General features: G+C 72.0%; 13 protein-coding genes. 11 read left to right on the forward strand and 2 right to left on the reverse strand.

Annotated elements, in window-relative coordinates:
• Positions 1-3 precede the first annotated feature (3 nt).
• From K7787_RS09020 to K7787_RS09030, 3 genes are read left to right on the forward strand one after another with little or no spacing between them, the layout of a single operon-like run.
• Positions 4-1041, forward strand: a complete 1038-nt coding sequence (locus K7787_RS09020; protein ID WP_009193150.1) for an ABC transporter substrate-binding protein — start codon at positions 4-6, stop codon at positions 1039-1041.
• Positions 1042-1073: 32 nt separating this feature from the next.
• Positions 1074-1940, forward strand: coding sequence for an ABC transporter permease (locus tag K7787_RS09025; RefSeq protein ID WP_203622185.1), 867 nt, complete (start codon positions 1074-1076; stop codon positions 1938-1940).
• Between the two features lie 37 nt (positions 1941-1977).
• Positions 1978-3198 carry a lactonase family protein gene (locus tag K7787_RS09030; protein ID WP_223001053.1) on the forward strand — a complete coding sequence of 407 codons (1221 nt, stop codon included), beginning with the start codon at positions 1978-1980 and terminating at the stop codon, positions 3196-3198.
• A 120-nt stretch (positions 3199-3318) separates the two neighbouring features.
• Here K7787_RS09030 and K7787_RS09035 read toward each other — a convergent pair whose 3' ends face one another.
• A complete protein-coding gene (locus tag K7787_RS09035) occupies positions 3319-4596 on the reverse strand; it encodes an MFS transporter (protein ID WP_106434116.1) in 1278 nt (425 codons plus the stop codon).
• A gap of 652 nt (positions 4597-5248) precedes the next feature.
• Between K7787_RS09035 and K7787_RS09040 the strand changes: the two genes are divergently transcribed.
• From K7787_RS09040 to K7787_RS09060, 5 genes are all read left to right on the forward strand, one after another.
• Positions 5249-7132 (forward strand): hypothetical protein, encoded by a 1884-nt coding sequence (locus tag K7787_RS09040; protein WP_247720694.1) that lies wholly within the window; start codon positions 5249-5251, stop codon positions 7130-7132.
• 318 nt (positions 7133-7450) lie between these two features.
• Complete coding sequence (locus K7787_RS09045; RefSeq protein WP_223001055.1) at positions 7451-8797, forward strand: aminomethyl transferase family protein; 1347 nt, start codon at positions 7451-7453, stop codon at positions 8795-8797.
• A gap of 87 nt (positions 8798-8884) precedes the next feature.
• Entirely contained in the window at positions 8885-9757 is an 873-nt protein-coding gene (locus K7787_RS09050; protein ID WP_050790947.1) for a methylenetetrahydrofolate reductase, read from the forward strand.
• Positions 9754-10656 (forward strand): formyltetrahydrofolate deformylase, encoded by a 903-nt coding sequence (purU, locus tag K7787_RS09055; protein WP_164390697.1) that lies wholly within the window; start codon positions 9754-9756, stop codon positions 10654-10656. The genes K7787_RS09050 and purU overlap by 4 nt, the downstream gene beginning before the upstream one ends.
• Before the next feature lie 330 nt (positions 10657-10986).
• Complete coding sequence (locus K7787_RS09060) at positions 10987-11919, forward strand: LacI family DNA-binding transcriptional regulator (protein WP_223001056.1); 933 nt, start codon at positions 10987-10989, stop codon at positions 11917-11919.
• 132 nt (positions 11920-12051) lie between these two features.
• On the opposite strand, the gene K7787_RS32085 is transcribed toward K7787_RS09060, so the two are convergent.
• Positions 12052-12675 (reverse strand): TetR/AcrR family transcriptional regulator, encoded by a 624-nt coding sequence (locus K7787_RS32085; protein ID WP_164388992.1) that lies wholly within the window; start codon positions 12673-12675, stop codon positions 12052-12054.
• A gap of 86 nt (positions 12676-12761) precedes the next feature.
• On the opposite strand from K7787_RS32085, the gene K7787_RS09070 reads away from it, so the two are divergent.
• The 3 genes from K7787_RS09070 to K7787_RS09080 all read left to right on the forward strand — a co-directional run bounded on the left by K7787_RS09070 (position 12762) and on the right by K7787_RS09080 (position 18011).
• A complete protein-coding gene (locus K7787_RS09070) occupies positions 12762-13694 on the forward strand; it encodes an ABC transporter ATP-binding protein (RefSeq protein ID WP_223001057.1) in 933 nt (310 codons plus the stop codon).
• On the forward strand, positions 13691-15316 hold the full coding sequence (locus tag K7787_RS09075) for an ABC transporter permease (protein WP_223001058.1): 1626 nt from the start codon (positions 13691-13693) through the stop codon (positions 15314-15316). The genes K7787_RS09070 and K7787_RS09075 overlap by 4 nt, the downstream gene beginning before the upstream one ends.
• 616 nt (positions 15317-15932) lie before the next feature.
• Positions 15933-18011, forward strand: a complete 2079-nt coding sequence (locus tag K7787_RS09080) for a carbohydrate-binding module family 20 domain-containing protein (protein ID WP_308036315.1) — start codon at positions 15933-15935, stop codon at positions 18009-18011.
• Positions 18012-18119 lie beyond the last annotated feature (108 nt).

Consider the following 18119-nt stretch of genomic DNA (forward strand, 5'->3'; position numbering starts at 1 on the left):
CCCATGAGACGCCGTACGACTGCCCGCCGCCTCGCCCCGGCCACCGCCGCGATCCTCGGCGCCGCACTGCTGTCCGCGTGCGGCGACGACGGATCGTCCTCGACCGGCGCGGACGGCACGACCACCGTCTCGGTGGGCGTCAGCGGCAACGTCTTCGACCTGTCCATCCGCCTGGCGGACGCGAACGGCTACTTCGCGAAGCAGAAGATCAAGGTCAAGTACGTGACGCTGACCGCCTCCACGGGCACCTCGGCCCTGGAGTCGGGCTCGGTGCAGTTCCTCAACTCCAGCCCCACCGGGTTCCTCTCCGCCCTCTCCAAGAAGCTCCCGGAGGTCTCGGTCGCCACCAACGGCGGCGGCAACCCGCTCGGCATAGTCGTCAGCGACGAGTTCGCCAAGAAGCACCAGCTCACCGCCGACACCCCCGCCGACCAGGTGGCCAAGGCCCTGGCCGACTCCACGGCCGGCGCCAGTTCCGCCAACACCAAGGCCGAGGCGGGCATCTTCCTCAAGGCGCACGGTGTCGACCCGGACAAGCTGAAGTGGGTCTCGTTGCCGAGCCCCGCCGCCGACAAGGCCGCCCTCACCAAGGGCGAGGTCGACTGGTTCATCACCTCCGAGCCGATCCCGCTCCAGGTCCAGCACCAGGGCGACGGCGTCGTGGTCGCCGACTCGGCCAAGGTGCCCGAGTGGGCCTACGAGCAGGCCGGATACGGACAGGTCGTCGTGGCGAAGAAGAGCTACGCGAAATCCCACGAGAAGGTCGTGAAGGGATTCGCCACCGCCGTCCAGGAGGCGACGGCCTATCTCAGCTCCCACGAGTCCGGCGACGCGAAGGTGCTGGCCGCGGCCCGCACCACGCTGCCCGGCACCCCCGACGACGTGCTGGCCGCCTCGGTCGGCCAGGTGGACTGGCCCGAGAGCGCCAAGCAGGACGAGGCCGGGTGGAAGAAGACCCTCGCCTTCGTCAAGGACGCGATCGGCGCGGTGCCCGACGCGTCCGTCTCCGCGGACGACTGGACCAACACCTACCTGCCGTGACCCGGCCCACCGACAACGGAAAAGAGCAGACCATGGCAACCGTCACCGACAAGGCCGTGACCAGGACCGGCCCCGAGACGGCCGCGCCCGCCGCGAAGACGGCGCGCGCCCGACTGCAGAGCACCGCAGCCGTCATCGTGCTGCGGATCCTGGTCATCCTGCTCGCCCTCGTCCTGTGGCAGGTGATGAGCGGCCCCGTCGTCCCCGAGTACGCGGTCAGCAAGCCCACCGACGTGTACGACGCGCTGATCGACATGCTCGGTTCGTCGACCGGCTGGAACGACATCGAGGTCACCGCGATAGAGGTGCTGGCCGGCTTCGGCCTCGGGGTCGCCGCGGGCACCGTGATGGGGCTGGTGCTGGGCTCCTTCCCCCTCCTGGGAAGGGTGCTGGAACCGCTCGTCGCGGCCGTCAACGGCATACCGAAGATCGCGCTCGCCCCGCTGTTCCTGCTGTTCTTCGGCATCGGACAGTGGTCGAAGATCACCATCGCCATGACCGGCGTCGCCTTCGTCGTCTTCTACAACATCTACCTCGGCCTGCGGCTGCGGGAACGCGAACTCGTCGAGGTCGTCCAGGTGATGGGCGGCCGCAGGCACCACGTGCTCGGCTATGTCACCCTCCCGACGCTCGCCGCGCCGTTCTTCGCCGCGCTCAAGACGGGCGGCCCGCTCGCCATCCTCGGTGTCATCGGCGGCGAGTTCATCGCCTCCTCCGAGGGAGTGGGGCACGAACTGTTCACGGCGGCCCAGAACCTCGACGCCGCCGCCGAGTTCGCCGGACTGATCGTCCTGGTCGCGCTCACGCTCGCCCTCAACGGCGTGCTGACCGCGCTCGATTCGTACGCCCTCAAGCGCCTCGGCCTCGCGGCCCGCCGCCGGCCGCAGCCCAAGAACTGACCCTCCGACGCCTCGGCACGAGAAGGGAACACCCACGATGAACGATTCCCCGCCCCCGCCACCCCACGCCGACCGCGGCGCCCGGCCACCACGACGGCCCTCCCGAAGGGCCCTGCTCACCGCCGTCACCGCGGCCTCCGCCGCGAGCGCCGTCCCGCTGCTGTCCGCCGGCCCGGCCGCGGCGGCGCCGGGCCGCAGCGAGGATCTGCTGTACATCGGAACCTGGGGACAGAACCAGGTGCACGCCGTGAGGTTCGACCCCGTCCGGGGCGCCATGACCCCGCTCGGGCCGGTCGCGGAGATCAGCGCCGGCTGGGTGGCGGTGCATCCGCGCCGCCCCGTCCTCTACGTCGCCGGCGCCGAACAGGGCGGTTTCGTCCGCGCCTTCGGCATCGACGACGCCACGGGGGCGCTGCGGCAGACCGGGGAGATCGGGACGGAGCCCGTCCCGACCGGCAGTGGAGGGCTGTCGTATCTCGCCCCCACCGCGGACGCGGGCGCCCTGCTGGTCGCCGACTTCGCGGCCGGCCGCGCGGTGACGGTCTCCCTCACCGCCGACGGCGCACTCGGCACGGTGACCTCCAGCGTGCTGGACACCGGCTCGGGCCCCAGTCCGCGCCAGGCCGGGCCGCATCCGCATCATGTGGTCGTCGACCCGAGCGGCGCCTTCGCCCTGGTCGCGGACTTCGGCGCCGACCGGGTGTTCGTCTACGACCACGACCGGGCGACGCACCGCATCTCCGCCGGCCCCGCAGGCCCCGGTTCCTTCGCCACGGCGCCGGGGTCGGGCCCGCGCCGCCTCGCCTTCCACCCGAACGGGCGGACGGCCTACCTGCTGAGCGAACTGACCGCCGATCTCAGGGTCCTGGACTGGGACGCGCGTGGGGGAGTCCTGACGGAGCGGCAGTCGCTGACGACCGACGCGCCGGAGCACACCGGCGCCACGAGCGCCGCCGAACTGGCGGTCAGCCGCGACGGCCGGCACGTCTATGTCTCCAACCGCGGCGACAACGCCCTGGTCGTCTTCGCGGCCGCGCCCGGCACCGGCCTGCTCACCGAGGTCCAGCGCGTCCCCTGCGGCGGCGTCACCCCGTGGAGCATGACACTGCACCCCGACGGGCGATGGCTGTTCGTCGCCAACGAGGCGAGCGGCAGCGTCAACCTCTTCCGCGTCCATCCGGGATCCGGCCGGCTCACGGACACCGGTACGTCCGTCGCCGTACCCAACCCGGACTGCGTCGCCGTCCGCCGCCGCTGACACCGGCGCCGCCGACTCGCCTCGCCCCCGCGCACCGGACGCCCCGGGTGCCGCCGGTACTCCCGGCCGCACCCGGCGAGCGGTGTCCTTCGGCACGGCGCGCCCCCGCATGCGGCCGTGTCAGCCGGCTGCGGCCGTACGGCGCGAGGGCAGGGACACGGCGAGCATCACCAGCCCGACGGCCGCCGCGGCGACCCCGCCGGTCAGCAGCGCGCTGCGCGGACCGTACGCGGCGCCGATCGCGCCGACGGCCGGCGCGCCGATGACGGTGCCGCCCATCCAGCCGATCGACCAGAGGGACATGACGCGCCCGCGCATCTGGGGCACGGCCTCCATCTGCAGGACGGTCTTCGCCGACGAGTTGAAGGTGATCGACCCGGATCCCACGAGCACCAGAACGGCCAGCGCCAGCGGCAGGTTCGGCGCCAGCGCCGCGGCGCAGATCAGGCTGCCCCAGATCACCGCCGACAGCGCCAGGGACCGGGTGGTGACCCGGCGACGCCGTACCGCCACGAACCCCCCGACGACGGCGCCCACGCTCATGACCGCCATCGAGCCGCCGTAGCCCTGCGCGCCGGCGTGGAAGCCGTCGGTGGTGAGCAGCGGGAGACTGACCGGGAACTCCCAGGTCAGGATGCCCGTGACGTACACCATGACCATGGGGTGCAGCAGGCGCGGGGTGCGCCGGATGTAGGCGAGGCCGGCCCGGATCTGCCCCTTGGCCGGGGTCTCCCGCTCGGTGGGGATCATCTCCGCGGGGCGCAGGGCGAGCAGGGAGGCGATGACGGCCAGGAACGACAGGGTGTCCAGCGCGAAACAGGGCGTCACACCCAGGGCGGCGATGATGACACCGGCGAGGCCCGGCCCGATGAGCTTCGCGGTGTTGATGAGGGTCGAGTTGATCGCGATGGCGTTGGTCAGGTACTCCCGTTCGACCAGCTCGCTGATCAGGCTCTGGCGCGCGGGATTGTCGAAGACGCTGACCAGGCCGAGCACCAGCATGAACACGATGAGCAGCGGGAGCGTCATCAGGCCCGCCCAGGACAGTGCGGTGAGCAGCGCGCCCTGGACGGCGAAGCAGATCTGGGTGAGCGTCAGCAGGCGGCGGCGGTCATGACGGTCCACCACGAGACCGCCCCACGCGCCCAGCAGGAGGATCGGCAGATAGCGGGCGGCGGTGACGACACCGAGCATCGTGCCGCTGTGCGTGAGTTCCAGTGCCAGCCAGCCCACCGCGACCGTCTGCATCCAGCTGCCGACCACGGAGGTGGACTGCCCGATGGTGTACAGGCGGTAGTTGCGGATCCTCAGGGAGGCGAAACCGCTCAGGCGCGCCGTGCCGTCGCCCGGTTCGGCGGGGACGGGGGGAGGGGGCGGCTTGCGGTCGATGTCGCTCATCAACGCTCCGTGCACGCGGGCCGGTGAGAAGATTTCGGGGCGGTACTACCTAGGAGTTCCACGACGGTGTCGTTCGGAAACGGTAGTCCACCGCCACGCGGAGGGACAAGGCCCCGTCCATGCCGTGACACCCGGCGTTCACGGCCCTGTTGAGCGGGGCGCAAGGGTGCGGTGGCTCCGCCTCACTCGTCGAGCGAGGCGTGGGAAGCCCGTGCGTGTCCAGCGCCATAAGTTCAGCTTCGAAACCAACTGGACGTCCCCTGCCGGCAGTGCCGCGCACCGGAGGCGCTCGGCTCTCCGGTCGGTGCGAAGGCAGCCCGGACGGACGTCTCACAGGACACACTTCCCGCGGTTTGTCGGACAATTCATAGGCCTTGCGGGGAACCCTTGCTGGCGACCACATGGTTTTTTCGGTGCATCCCTTGTCGTTTCTCTTGTCGGTGGATTTCCCCGGTGTTACGGTCGCGCCCAGCTTGTTCGACAATCTGTGCGGCCGATCCATGTGATCGCACGAGAGCCGAGCATCGCTCCCCGCACTAGCCGCGCCGCGATTCGCCCCCGGAGCCGTCAGCCATGCCCGCACGCCGGGCTCACTGTGGTGCGGCCCGCTCGTTCGCCGACACCGAAGGGACTGACAGTGATGTCACCTGTCATGAAACGTCGAGCATTCCTCACCGCCTCGGCCACCGTCGCGGCCGCCGCCTTACTGCCGATGCCGTTCGCCGTGGCGGCGGCCTCGCCGGGCAAGAAGGGCGTGATGCTGATGAACCGCATCGGCCCGTCCGCCTCGAGCCTCTACATCTCGAACGTCGACGGCACGAACGAACGCAGGCTGTCGCAGAACGCGGCCTACGACCACCACGCCACCGTCTCCGCCGACGGCGCCTGGGTCTACTTCACGTCGGAACGCACCGGTGACGGCAACTCGTGCCTCTACCGGGCCGCCGTCGACGGCTCGAACGTCCAGCCCCTCGTGGTCGACTCCGCGATGAACGACTGGGCCGTGCCGTCCCCGGACGGGACCAAGGTGGCCTTCGTGTCCACGCGGTCGGCGGACCGCAGGACCCAGATATGGCTGCTGGACCTGCGCACGAAGGCGCTGACCGATCTGACGGGCACGGCGGCGCTGGCGGGTGACCCGGCCGGCCCGGACGGCCACTTCCGGCCGTCGTGGTCGCCCGACGGGCAGTGGATCGCCTTCTCCAGCGACCGCAACACCGTCTGGCGGGGCCACGGCAACGGCACCGGCTGGGAACACACGCAGGAGCTGAGCATCTACGTGATCCGGCCCGACGGCACCGGCTTCCGCCAGGTCGCGAGCCGCGACGGATACTGCCAGGGCTCGCCGAAGTGGTCGCCCGACGGCTCCCGGATCGTGTTCTACGAACTCACCGTCGAGGACACCTGGGGCGCCCACCGTCCCGAGGACATCGGGATCGCCGAGTCCCAGATCGTCTCGGTGGACGTGGCCTCCGGAGCGCGCACGGTGCACACCTCGGGCCCGAACCTCAAGGTCGCGCCCCAGTACGTGAGTTCGACCGAGATCGGCTACCTGGTCAAGGGCGGACCCGACGAGGGCCTGGCCTACGTCTCGGGCACGCTGCCCTCCGTCAAACGGTCCCTGCGCTCACCGGTGTGGACCCCCGACGGGCGGTCGGTGATCTACGAGAAGCCCGACTACACGACCCGCGCGCTCGACGCCCCCCTCTACAGCTGGGACGCCGACTGGGACTACCGCTTCTGCGACGTCTTCCCCGCACTGTCGAAGGACGGGCGGCTGGCCATCACGAACAAGCAGCTGGGCAACTCCTCCATCGTCACCATGAAGGCGGACGGCACCGATCAGAAGGTCGTCTTCGACACGGCCGCCTCGGGGCTCGACCCGGCACTGGTCGCGAAGGGGCTGGCCGGCGCCTTCCGGCCCACCTGGTCGCACGACGCGAAGTGGATCGCGTTCGGTGTCGGCGGGTGGTTCCAGACCCGTGCGACGAACACCGCGGTCCTGGTGCGGGTGCCCAGCGACGGCTCCTCCTACGAGGTGCTCACGGACGGCTCGACCAACGCGGGATTCCCGAGCTACTCGGAGGACGGCAACAAGATCGTGTACCGGGTCTGGGGCCAGGAGAACGGCCTGCGCATCCTCGACCTCAAGACCAGGACGACGACGGTGCTCACCACCGAGTCCGACAACCTGCCCGACTGGTCCTGGGACGGCAAGCTCATCCTCTTCACCCGCAGGACGAGCGCCACCAACTTCGACGTGTGCACCATCAAGCCCGACGGAACGGGCCTGAAGGTCCTCACCAGCAGCGGCGCCAACGACGCCCACGCGGTGTGGAACTACGACGGCCGCATCCTCTACAACAGCGGCATGTACGGCTTCCGCGAGGAGGCCGCGCTGTACGACGACACCTTCCAGCCCTACGGCCAGATCTTCAGCATGAACGCCGACGGCTCCGACAAGAGGATGCTGACCGACAGCCAGTGGGAGGACTCCATGCCCCTCTACCTCACGAACGACGTCCTCTCGAAGTGAGGCCGGGCGCCGGGCGCCCTGCCGGGGCGTCACGGGTGTGACATGACGGCCGGTCGAGACCGGTGCGGCGGGAGGCGGCCGGAGCGGACACGACCGGCTGACCCCGCCGCACCGGCGAGCCGGGGAGAGGGGACGACCCCGGCGTGAGGCGCCCCGGCGCGATGCCGTGCACGGGTCTCGCCAAGTCCCGAGCGTGTCTGTTAACTTGCGCTAGATCGATTTAGTGGTGTCTGCCGGAGCCGCCCGAGCGAGGCGCGGGGGCGACCGACAGGACCGATTCGACCGATGGGGATCCACGGACCCTGAACAGGAGCCGCAATGGCAACTCCCAGCCTTCAGGACGGCATCGACAAGGCCGGTTCGCCGATCGGGCTGCTGTGGCAGCCGAACGCCGAGCCATGGACCCCCGAGGTGGTCCGGCGCGAGTACGCAGGGTGGCGCCGGGAGCAGGCCGCCTGGCACGAGGGCGTCGCCCTGCTGAACCTGTCGCACCACATGTACGACATGTGGATCGAGGGCCCCGACGCCACCCGCGTCCTGGCCGAGCACGGCACGAACGACTTCGAGAAGTTCGCGATCGGCCAGGCCAAGCAGTACGTCCCGGTCACCCGCGACGGCAAGATCGTCACCGACGGCATCCTGGCCCGGCACGCCGAGAACAAGTACCTGCTCTCCGGCATCCCCGCCGCCCAGCACTGGGTTCAGTACCACGCCGAGAAGGGCGGCTACGACGTCTCCTTCGAGACCGACCCCTCCTCCGCCTTCCGCCCCGGCGGCGGCGACCCGAAGCTGTTCCGCTACCAGCTCCAGGGCCCGCTGGCGCTGGAGCTGATCGAGAAGGTCTTCGGCGGCCCGCTGCCCCGGACCAAGTTCTTCCACTCCACACCGGTCGCCCTCGACGGCCGTTCCTTCGCGGCGCTCCGGCACGGCATGGCCGGTCAGGCCGGCTACGAGTTCATCGGCCCGTGGGAGCACGCCGCCCGTGTGCACGATGCCTTCGTCGAGGCCGGCGAGCCCCTCGGCCTGGTGCGGGTGGGCGCGCTGGCCTACGCCACGCCGAGCGTGGAGAGCGGCTGGATCCCCTCCCCGACCCCCGGCATCTACACCGATCCGGAACTGGCCGGGTACCGCGCCTGGCTGCCCCTGTTCGGCATCGAGGGCAAACGGCCGCTGGGCGGCACCTTCTTCTCGCCGGACATCGAGGACTACTACGTCTCGCCCTTCGAGCTGGGGTACGGCCGCCTGATCCACTGGGGTCACGACTTCCTGGGCCGCGACGCCCTGCTGAAGGCCAAGGAGGACGAGAGCCTGCGCCGCAAGGTCACCCTGGTCTTCGACCCGGACGACGTCCGCCGGGTCATCGGCGGCGGCGAGGACCCGGGATTCGTCCTCAGCTACGCCCGCGACCGGGTGGAGACCGCGGCCGGCACGGCCGGCACGACCATGCAGATCGCGTCCATCGACCCGGCCGGCACCGTCCTGGCCACGGCGCTCGTCGCCCCCGCCCACGCCGCTCCCGGCACCCGGGTCGAGATCGTCTGGGGCGAGCACCCGGGCCCCGGCGCCGCCCCCGGGGCCGACCTCGACTTCCCGCGCATCCGCGCCACCGTCCAGCCCAGCCCGTACGACCGGCACGCCCGCACCGAGTACCGGCGCGACGCGTGACAGGAGGCGGGCCCGGCCGGGACGGACGGCCGGACGGACACGGTCGCCCACCCCCGCGGCCCGCTGCCCCGATCCGCAAGGAGCACGATGAATCCCCTGAGCACCGCACGGACGGCGGTCGGCGCCCTGCTGCTGGAGGACTTCTCGCTGGAGATGACCGGCAAGGACGTCGCCAAGCTCGAGGAGGCCCGCGAGACCATCCCCCAGGGCACCCGGATCAACATCACCTTCCTCGGCAACGAGGACCTCCGGATGCGCCTGGAGGCGTCACGGGCCGTCAAGCGCCTCGGCTTCGTCCCCGTGCCCCACCTGTCCGCCCGCCGCCTCGGCTCGCGGGCGGAGTTCGCCGAGTTCCTCGCCGCGCTGCGGGCGGAGGGCGCCTGCGACAACGTCTTCGCCGTGGGCGGCGACCCGGCCAGGCCGAAGGGCCCGTACGAGGACTCCCTCGCACTGATCGAATCCGGACTGCTCCAGGAGCACGGCGTCCGCCACGTCGGCATCAGCGGCTACCCGGAGGGCCACCCGGACATCGCCGCGGACGTCCTGCGCACGGCGCTGCGCGACAAGAGCGCCGCGCTGCGCGCCCGGCGGCTCGACGGCGGCGTCATCACCCAGTTCTGCTTCGACGTCGACCCGGTCCTGGCCTGGCTGGCGCAGCTCCGCGAGCAGGGCATCACCCTTCCCGTGCGCATCGGAGTGCCCGGCCCGGCCGGCGTACGGCGTCTGATGTCCTACGCGGCCCGGTTCGGGGTCGGCACCAGCGCCTCGATCGCCAAGAAGTACGGTCTGTCGATCACCAACCTCATGGGCACCGCGGGCCCGGACCGCTTCCTGCACGCGCTCGCCGAGGGATACGACCCGGCCCGCCACGGAGACATCAAGATCCACTTCTATACCTTCGGCGGCCTGCGGGCCACGTCCGAGTGGATCGCCCGGTTCAGGAAGGAGCACCACGTATGACCGCCACGCAGGCCGCGCCGGCTCCCGCGAGGACCGCCGGGAGCGGTCACCTGGCCTCACTGATCGTCCAGGGCGCCGACGCCACCGGCATCGTCGCCGCCGTCACCTCGGTCCTGTCCCGGCACCGGGCGAACATCGTGTCCCTGGACCAGTACTCGGACGATCCGCAGGGCGGCGCCTTCTTCCAGCGCACCGTCTTCGCCCTCGACGGTCTCCGGGCCGCGCTCCCGCGCCTGCGCGCCGACCTCGACCGGGAGCTGGCGAAGAAGTACGGGCTCACCTGCACCCTGCGCGACCTGTCCGTGCCCAAGCGGGTGGCGATCTTCGCCTCCCGGTCCGACCACTGCCTCCTCGACCTGCTGTGGCGCCACCGCCGGGGGCAACTCCCCGTCAGCATCGCCATGGTGATGTCCAACCACCCGGACACCGCGGAAGAGGTACGCGGCTTCGGCATCCCCTTCTTCCACATCCCGTCGACGGGACCGGACAAGTCGGCTGCGGAGGCCGAACACCTGAGACTCCTCAAGGGCAACGTCGACTTCGTCGTCCTCGCCCGCTACATGCAGATCCTGTCCGCGGACTTCATCAACGAGCTGGGAGTGCCGATCATCAACATCCACCACTCCTTCCTGCCCGCCTTCATCGGCGCCGGACCCTACGCCAAGGCCAAACAGCGCGGGGTGAAGCTGATCGGCGCGACCGCCCACTACGTCACCGAGGAACTGGACGAGGGCCCGATCATCGAGCAGGACGTGGTCCGCGTCAGCCACGCCGACACGGCCGCCGACCTCGCCCGCCGCGGTGCGGACGTCGAACGCGCCGTCCTGTCCCGCGCCGTCCTCTGGCACGCCGAGGACCGCGTCATCCGCAACGGCAACCAGACCGTCGTCTTCGCCTGAGCCCCCGACAACGCCCCCCCCGACACCCCCGCGACACCCCCGACAACGCCCCCGCGGCCGACCGGGCGCCCGCCGCCCGGTCCGCGGAAGGCGCCCCCCCGTACGCCGGGTCGCCCGGACCCCGGGGCGGCGCACGACGCGGGGCCGGCGCGGCCCGCCGGAACCGGTCCGCGCCGCCGCCCCGGCCTCGCCGTCCCGGCCCCCGTCCCACGGCCGCCGACGCCGCGAGTGCGGCGCCACGAGACGGACCCAGGCGTGCCGTCAGGGCCTACGATGGGGGCGCCGCCCCAGCAGGGGGTGCGCCACACGGACCGCATCGGAGCAGGGGTGATGGGCGCTTCCCGCAGAGTCACGCTGAACGACGTCGCGGCGGCCAGCGGAGTGTCCCGCGCCACCGTCAGCTTCGTCCTCAACGACGACCCCCGCCAGAGCATCTCGGCCGCCACCCGGGACCGGGTCAAGCAAGCCGCACGCGACCTCGGGTACGTGCCGCACGGCGTCGCCAGGGCCCTGCGGGAGGGAGCCTCCCGCGTGGTCGTGCTCAACATCGACTCCGGCATGGAGGGCGCGTACTCCCGCAGCTACATCCGCGGGCTCGACGCCGAACTCGCCCTGTACGACCACGTCCTGCTCGTACGGCACGGCCGGCACACGCCCAAGTCCACTCAGCAGGTCCTCGACGCCATCGCCCCCCGCGCCGTCATCCGCTTCGGCGAGAACTACCTCACCGGCCGCGCCCTCGAAGACATCGGCGGCGGCTGGCGCGACGGACTCGCCGCCCACGCGGCGCTGCAACTGGGCCACCTGACCGGTCACGGCCACACCCATGTCGCCGTCGCCCTGCCCGACACCGAGTCCCCGCTCGCCGAGACCCGCCTGAGGCTCACCGCGGACGCCGCGAAGAACCTGGGGGTGCCCGAACCCGCCTCGTTCGTGGCCCCGCGGGAGCCGGCCGCCTGCGCCGAAGCCGTAGCGGCGTTCCTGGCCGCCGCACCCGAGGTGACCGGGATCGCCGGGTTCAACGACGACGTCGCCCTGCGTGTGCTGTCGGCCCTGCGCGACCTCGGCCGCGCCGTCCCGGACGACATCGCCGTCATCGGCTTCGACGACAACGGGTACGGCGCCTACTGCGTTCCCTCGCTCACCACGGTCAACGTGGACGGGGAGACCCACGGGCGGCTCAGCGCGCGTCTCGCTCTGGGACACGACGCGGGAGACCTGCGCCCCCCGCGCGCCCGGGTCGTCGTCCGGCAGTCGGCCTGAGCCGCGAAGCCCGCCAGGACCTGGGTGGCGGTCCGGCCGGCGCGCCTCGTCCTCGCCCCGTGCGACGGACCGGCATCGGCCGTGCACCGGCGGGCGGGGGAGCGGCGCCCGGGCGGCGGGCTCCTGCCCGCGTCAGTGGCCCGATTCCCCGGCGAGGTAGCGCTGGACGGCCGGCGCGACGCGGGCGACGACATCGGCGCGGTCCATGGTGGCGAGCGGCTCCGCCTCGATGACGTAGCGGGCGATGGCGACGCCCAGGAGATGCGACACCGCGAGGGCGGCCCCCGCCGCGCGCTCCGGATCGCCGTGGACGCCGATGACCTGTTCCTGGATCCGGGTTCCCACCGAGGCCCGCAGGAGGTCCATCGCCTTGGGACTGGTGAACGCCGAACGCAGCACCGCCGCCAGAGTGGGCCCGGTGTCGGGCGCCTCCCACAGGGCGAAGTAGGTCTCGGTCAGGCGCATGCCCGCGGTGCCCGGATCCCCGCGCAGGGCCGCGACGAGCCGGTCGGGGGCCGTCGTCCCCTCGGCGAGGGTGGCGGCGATCAGCCCGCTCTTGTCCCCGAAGAAATGCCGGATCAGGCCCGCGTCCACGCCCGCCCGCCCCGCGATGGCCCGCATGGAGGCCCCGGTGTAGCCGTGCTGCGCGAACAGGTCGCGGGCGGCGCCCAGGATCGCCTGCCGGGTCCCCGAGTCCCCGGTCCGCCGGCCGCTGGGCCGCTTCCTGCGCGTCGGCTGCTCGTCGGTCTCGCTCACGCCCCAAGGATATCCACTCCCGTTGACTTCCACACCTGTGGAGTTCTACGTTTGTGGAAATACTTGTCGCCGGCGAAAGAAGTCCGATGGCCTCCCAGGATGCGGTGATCGATGTCGAGGGGCTGAGCAAGTCCTTCGGCGAGTACCAGGCCCTGAAGGGCCTGGACCTGAGGGTGGAGCGGGGGGAGGTGCACGGCTTCCTCGGCCCGAACGGCGCGGGCAAGTCCACCACCATCCGGATCCTGCTCGGCCTGCTCCACGCCGACGCCGGGACCGTGCGCCTGCTGGGCGGCGACCCCTGGAAGGACATCACCTCGCTGCACCGCCGCCTCGCCTACGTGCCCGGCGACGTCTCGCTGTGGCCGGGGATGACCGGCGGGGAGGCGATAGACCTGCTGGGGGCCCTGCGCGGCGGCATCGACGAGAAACGCCGGGCGGAGCTGATCGACCGGTTCGAACTGGACCCGCGCAAGAAGGGCCGGCAGTACTCCAAGGGCAACCGGCAGAAGGTCGCCATCGTCGCGGCGCTGGCCGGCGACGTGGAGCTGCTGGTGCTGGACGAGCCCACCAGCGGCCTGGACCCGCTGATGGAGGCGGTCTTCCAGGAGGTGGTGGGGGAGGCCAAGCAGCGCGGGGTGACCGTGCTGCTCTCCAGTCACATCCTGTCCGAGGTCGAGGCGCTCGCCGACCGGATCAGCATCATCCGGGACGGCAAGGTGGTGGAGACCGGCACCCTGGACCAGCTGCGCGGCCACGCCCGCACCGGCATCCGCGCCGTCCTCGAACGCCTCCCCGACGCCCCCGACCCGGCCGCCGCCCTCGCCTCCGCCGGCGTACTGCTCGACGTGCGCCTGGAGGGCCGCAAGCTGGCCGCCGACGTGGACTCGGCCCGGCTCACGGAGGCGATGACCGCCCTCGCCCCCTACGGCTTCGCCTCGCTCACCGTCGCACCGCCGTCGCTGGAGAGCCTGTTCCTGAGCCACTACGACAACGACGACGACATACGGGGCACCCGATGAGCCGCACCGCCGCCGCCCCCCGCACCGCCGGGGGATCCGCCCTCACCGGCACCCGGCCGCTGCTGCGCGCCTCGCTGCGGCAGGAGGCCCGTTCCTTCGCCCCGTGGATCGCCGCCGTCACCGCGCTGTCCGCATCCTCGGTGCTGGCCTACGCGTTCCTCTTCCCCGACGCCTCCGACCGCAAGGCACTGGCCGCCGCCGTCGGCGGCAACCCCGCCCTCGGCCTGATCTTCGGCCCCGCCCGCGACCTGTCCACCACCGACGGCTTCAACACCTGGCGCTCCCTGGCGCTGGGCGGCTTCATCACCGCGCTGATGGCGATCTTCGCGGTCGTCCGGGCCAGCCGGGCCCAGGAGGACTCCGGGCAGGCCGAACTCCTCGCCTCCGGTGTGCTGGGACGCTCCGCCCGGCTGGCCGTCGCCGTCGCCCAGGCGTCCCTCGCCTCCCTCGCCGTCGGCGTGGTCTCCGCGGTGGTCACCGGACTGTGCGGCGCCGGGTGGGCGGACACGCTGCTGCTGTCGGCGACCTTCACCGTCACGGGCCTGATGTCCGCCGCCGTCGCGGCGGTCGCCGCACAGCTCGGCTCCGACGCCCGCACCGCCTCCACCCTCGCCGTGGCGGTGCTGGGCTGCCTGTTCGTCCTGCGCGGCTACCTCGACAGCATGGACTTCGGCGACTGGGTCTCCTGGGTCACCCCGCTCGGCTGGATGGAACGCACCGAGCCCGCCGCCGGCAACACCTGGTGGCCCCTGCTGCCGGGGCTCGGCCTGGCCGTCGTCCTGCTCGTCGCGGCGTTCGCCCTCCAGGCCCGGCGGGACTTCGGGCAGGGGGCGTTCGCCCCTCGCCCCGGGCCGGCCCGCGGCGCCGTCCGCTCACCCCTCGCCCTGGCCTGGCGCCTCAACCGGGGACCGGTCCTGTCCTGGACGGTCGCCTTCGTCCTGCTCGGCGTCGTCTTCGGCAACTTCTCCACCTCCGTCACCGATCTGCTCAGCGGCAACCCCGCGGCCGCCGCCGTCCTGGCCTCCGGGGCCGCCACCCCGGACGCCCTCGTCGCCTCCTTCCTCGTCACCATCCTGTCCCTGGCCGGGATCATCGCCGCGATCAGCGGCGTGCAGACCATGCTGAAGGTCCGCAGCGAGGAACTGGAGGACCGCGCCGAGCCGGTCATGGCCGCGGCCGTGCCCCGGTCCTCCTACCTCGGCGCACACGTCCTGCTCGCGCTGTCGGGCCCCACCGCCGGCGTCCTGGTCGCCGGCGTCGTCACCGCCCTGATCGCCGGCACCGCCGGCATAGGCGTCGGCGTCGGGGACGTCCTGCTGCAGGCCGTCGCCACCGTCCCCGCCGTCTGGACCGCCACCGCCGTCTCCGTCGCGGTCGTCGGCGCCCGCCCCCAGATCAGGCTCGCCGCCTGGATCGGCGTCCTCGCGTCCTTCGCCCTCACCCTCCTCGGACCCACGTTCAAACTGCCCGACTGGGCCCTGGGCATCAGCCCCTTCCACCACGTCCCGCACGTCACCGCCGCCCACCCCGACTGGTGGGGGCTGCTGTGGATCACCCTCGTCACCGCCGCGTTCCTCGCGATCGGCCTGGCCGGATTCCGCCGCCGCGACCTCGCCCGCTGAATCCGCCCGCCCGCCCGCCCGTTCGCCCGTTCGCCCGCCCAGCCGGGTAGCCGGGCGGGCGGGCGAACGGCCTTCCCGGCGGCGGCGCCCCGGTACGCCCCCAGGGGCAGGACGAGGACGGTCCGCGACCGGGGCGCGCGGTGATCCGCCGCCGAGGGCTTGCAAGTTCCTGCAGGGATTTGCTGCAAGCCGCCACCGCTCCGAGGCTGCCCCGAGCGAGGCCGACGCGACCCTCGACCGGCAGGTAGCGGCTCTTCTCCGGCCGAGGACCGAAGTCAGGCCGCCGCCAGAGCCGTTGCGCATGTTTCTGTAAACCCTTGCATGATCTCTTGACGGCCGGATCGAGGCGCGGCAGGGTCGTCGTCGCGCCAGGCACCGCAGGACCACGGCCCGCACGGCCGTCCGCTGTGGGGTGGGTCGGGCGGGCGCGGTGTGCTGTTCCTTCCGTGGCGCGTCGGGAGGGACGGGGTTCGAGGAAAGAAGTCCGTCATCCCTGAGCTGCACAGGAGTCGCCATGTTCCGTTCTTCGCATCGCGCCGGGCCACGTACCCGAAGAAGGCGCCTCGCCGTCAGGCGCCGGGGGCTGGCCGCCGTCGGGACGCTCGTCGCGGGCGCCGTGGTGCCGATAGCCGTGATCCAGGGCGGCGCCACCGCCCGGGCGGCGGGCAACGGCAGCGACGTGACCGCGAACCTGTTCATGTGGAACTGGCAGTCGGTCGCCTCCGAGTGCACCGGCGTGCTGGGGCCCAAAGGGTACGGTTCGGTGCTCGTCTCCCCGCCGCAGGACTCGATCCGGCTGTCGGGGTCGCATCCGTGGTGGGAGGTCTACCAGCCGGTCGGATACGACCTGAACAGCCGTATGGGCACAGAGGCCCAGTTCAAGTCCATGGTCGCCGCCTGCCACTCGGCCGGCGTCAAGGTCTACGCCGACGCGGTGATCAACCACATGTCGGGCGGCGACCAGTCCAGCACGGACTCCTACGGGGGCGCCGCCTTCGACGCGCACGCGAAGACCTACAGCCAAGTGCCCTACGGCCCCGCCGACTTCCACAGCTATCCGGCGAACTGCCCCAACTCCGGCCTGACCATCAACGACTGGAACAACCGGCAACAGGTCCAGGAATGCGACCTGTCCAACCTCAACGACCTGTACACCGAGACCGACGCGGTCCGCGGCAAGATCGCCGGCTACCTCGACAAGCTGATCGGCTACGGCGTCGACGGCTTCCGGGTGGACGCCGCCAAGCACATCAACCAGGCCGACATGGCCGACATCGAGTCACGTCTGAGCGACACCCAGTGGGGCGGCAGGCCCTACGTGCTGCAGGAGGTCTACCCCGGCAGCGGCGGCGATCTCGCCCCCGCCGCGTTCGAGTCCAACGGCAGCGTGATCGGCTTCGACTTCGCCTACGCCGTGAAGTCCGCGTTCCAGGGCAGCCTCGCCAACCTCAAGAACCTGGCCTCCTCCGGCCTGCAGCCGGCCGACAAGGACGGTGTCATGGTGACCAACCATGACACCGAACGGGACGGCTCGACGCTCAACTACAAGAACGGCAGCCAGTACACGCTGGCCACCGAGTTCATGCTCGCCTACGGCTACGGCGCCCCGAGCGTGTTCTCCGGCTACGCCTTCAACGGCCACGACGACTCCCCGCCCGCCGACGCCGACGGGCACGTCACCGCCACCGACTGCTCCTCCGGCGCCTGGATCTGCACGGACCGCGTGCAGGGCATCGCGAACATGGTCGGCTGGCACAACGCCGCCGCCGGCCAGGCGGTGACCGACTGGTGGGACAACGGCGGCGACGCCATCGCCTTCTCCCGCGGCGGCAGAGCCTGGATCGCCCTCAACAAGGGCGGCAGCGCGCTCACCCGCACCTTCACCACCGGCCTGGCGGCGGGCGTCTACTGCGACGTCATCCACTCCACCCCCGACGCCGACGGCGCCTGCGGCGGCCCCACGGTGACGGTCGACTCCTCCGGCACGGCCACGGTGACGGTCCCGGCGGGCGACGCCGTCGCCCTGTACGGCACCGGCACCAGCAGCCCGCCGCCCACCACCCCGCCCACGACTCCTCCGACGACGCCGCCCGCGGGGACGGTGACCGAGACCTTCCAGGAGACGGCGAACGTCCCCGCCGGCCAGAAGGTGTACCTGGTCGGATCGCCGACGGCGCTCGGCGCCTGGAACACCGGCAAGGCCGTACCGCTCGACTCCACCGACGGCACCCACTGGAGCACCGCCGTCGATCTTCCCGCCGGGACGTCCTTCGAGTACAAGTACATCTCCAAGGACGCCGCCGGGAACGTCACCTGGGAGCCGACGGGCAACCACGCCGCGGCCACCGGCACCGCGGCCTCCACCCTCGCCGACCAGTGGGGCCGGCAGTCCTCCGGCGGCAGCGGTCAGGCGACCGTCGTCTTCCACGAGACCAGGACCGCGCCCACCGGCCAGTCGGTCTTCGTCGTCGGTTCGATCCCCGCCCTGGCCGGCTGGGACCCCCGCTCGGCGCTGCCGCTGACCTCGTCGGACCGCACGAACTGGTCCGCCGCCGTCGATCTGCCGCCGAACACGTCCTTCGAGTACAAGTACATCCTCAAGGACGCCGCCGGAAACGTGACCTGGGAATCCGGCGCCAACCGCACCGCCGGCAGCGGCACATCGGGAACCACGCTGACCGACACCTGGAAGTAGCCCCGCCCGCCCCCCCACGAGCCGCGGCACCGGCCCGCGGCCCGGCGGTCTGGGCGCACGCCCCACCGGGCCGCCCCCGGACCCGGTCATCCACCGGGAGCGGCCCGA

Origin of the sequence: Streptomyces sennicomposti (genome assembly GCF_019890635.1) — a bacterium.
Classification (GTDB): Bacteria; Actinomycetota; Actinomycetes; order Streptomycetales; family Streptomycetaceae; genus Streptomyces; species Streptomyces sennicomposti.

Excerpts from the sequence above, each read along its gene's own strand:
- K7787_RS09020 (WP_009193150.1), top strand. The coding sequence starts at position 4 with ATGAGACGCCGTACGACTGCCCGCCGCCTCGCCCCGGCCACCGCCGCG.
- K7787_RS09025 (WP_203622185.1), top strand. The coding sequence starts at position 1,074 with ATGGCAACCGTCACCGACAAGGCCGTGACCAGGACCGGCCCCGAGACG.
- K7787_RS09030 (WP_223001053.1), top strand. The coding sequence starts at position 1,978 with ATGAACGATTCCCCGCCCCCGCCACCCCACGCCGACCGCGGCGCCCGG.
- K7787_RS09035 (WP_106434116.1), bottom strand. The coding sequence starts at position 4,596 with ATGAGCGACATCGACCGCAAGCCGCCCCCTCCCCCCGTCCCCGCCGAA.
- K7787_RS09040 (WP_247720694.1), top strand. The coding sequence starts at position 5,249 with ATGAAACGTCGAGCATTCCTCACCGCCTCGGCCACCGTCGCGGCCGCC.
- K7787_RS09045 (WP_223001055.1), top strand. The coding sequence starts at position 7,451 with ATGGCAACTCCCAGCCTTCAGGACGGCATCGACAAGGCCGGTTCGCCG.
- K7787_RS09050 (WP_050790947.1), top strand. The coding sequence starts at position 8,885 with ATGAATCCCCTGAGCACCGCACGGACGGCGGTCGGCGCCCTGCTGCTG.
- purU (WP_164390697.1), top strand. The coding sequence starts at position 9,754 with ATGACCGCCACGCAGGCCGCGCCGGCTCCCGCGAGGACCGCCGGGAGC.
- K7787_RS09060 (WP_223001056.1), top strand. The coding sequence starts at position 10,987 with ATGGGCGCTTCCCGCAGAGTCACGCTGAACGACGTCGCGGCGGCCAGC.
- K7787_RS09070 (WP_223001057.1), top strand. The coding sequence starts at position 12,762 with ATGGCCTCCCAGGATGCGGTGATCGATGTCGAGGGGCTGAGCAAGTCC.
- K7787_RS09075 (WP_223001058.1), top strand. The coding sequence starts at position 13,691 with ATGAGCCGCACCGCCGCCGCCCCCCGCACCGCCGGGGGATCCGCCCTC.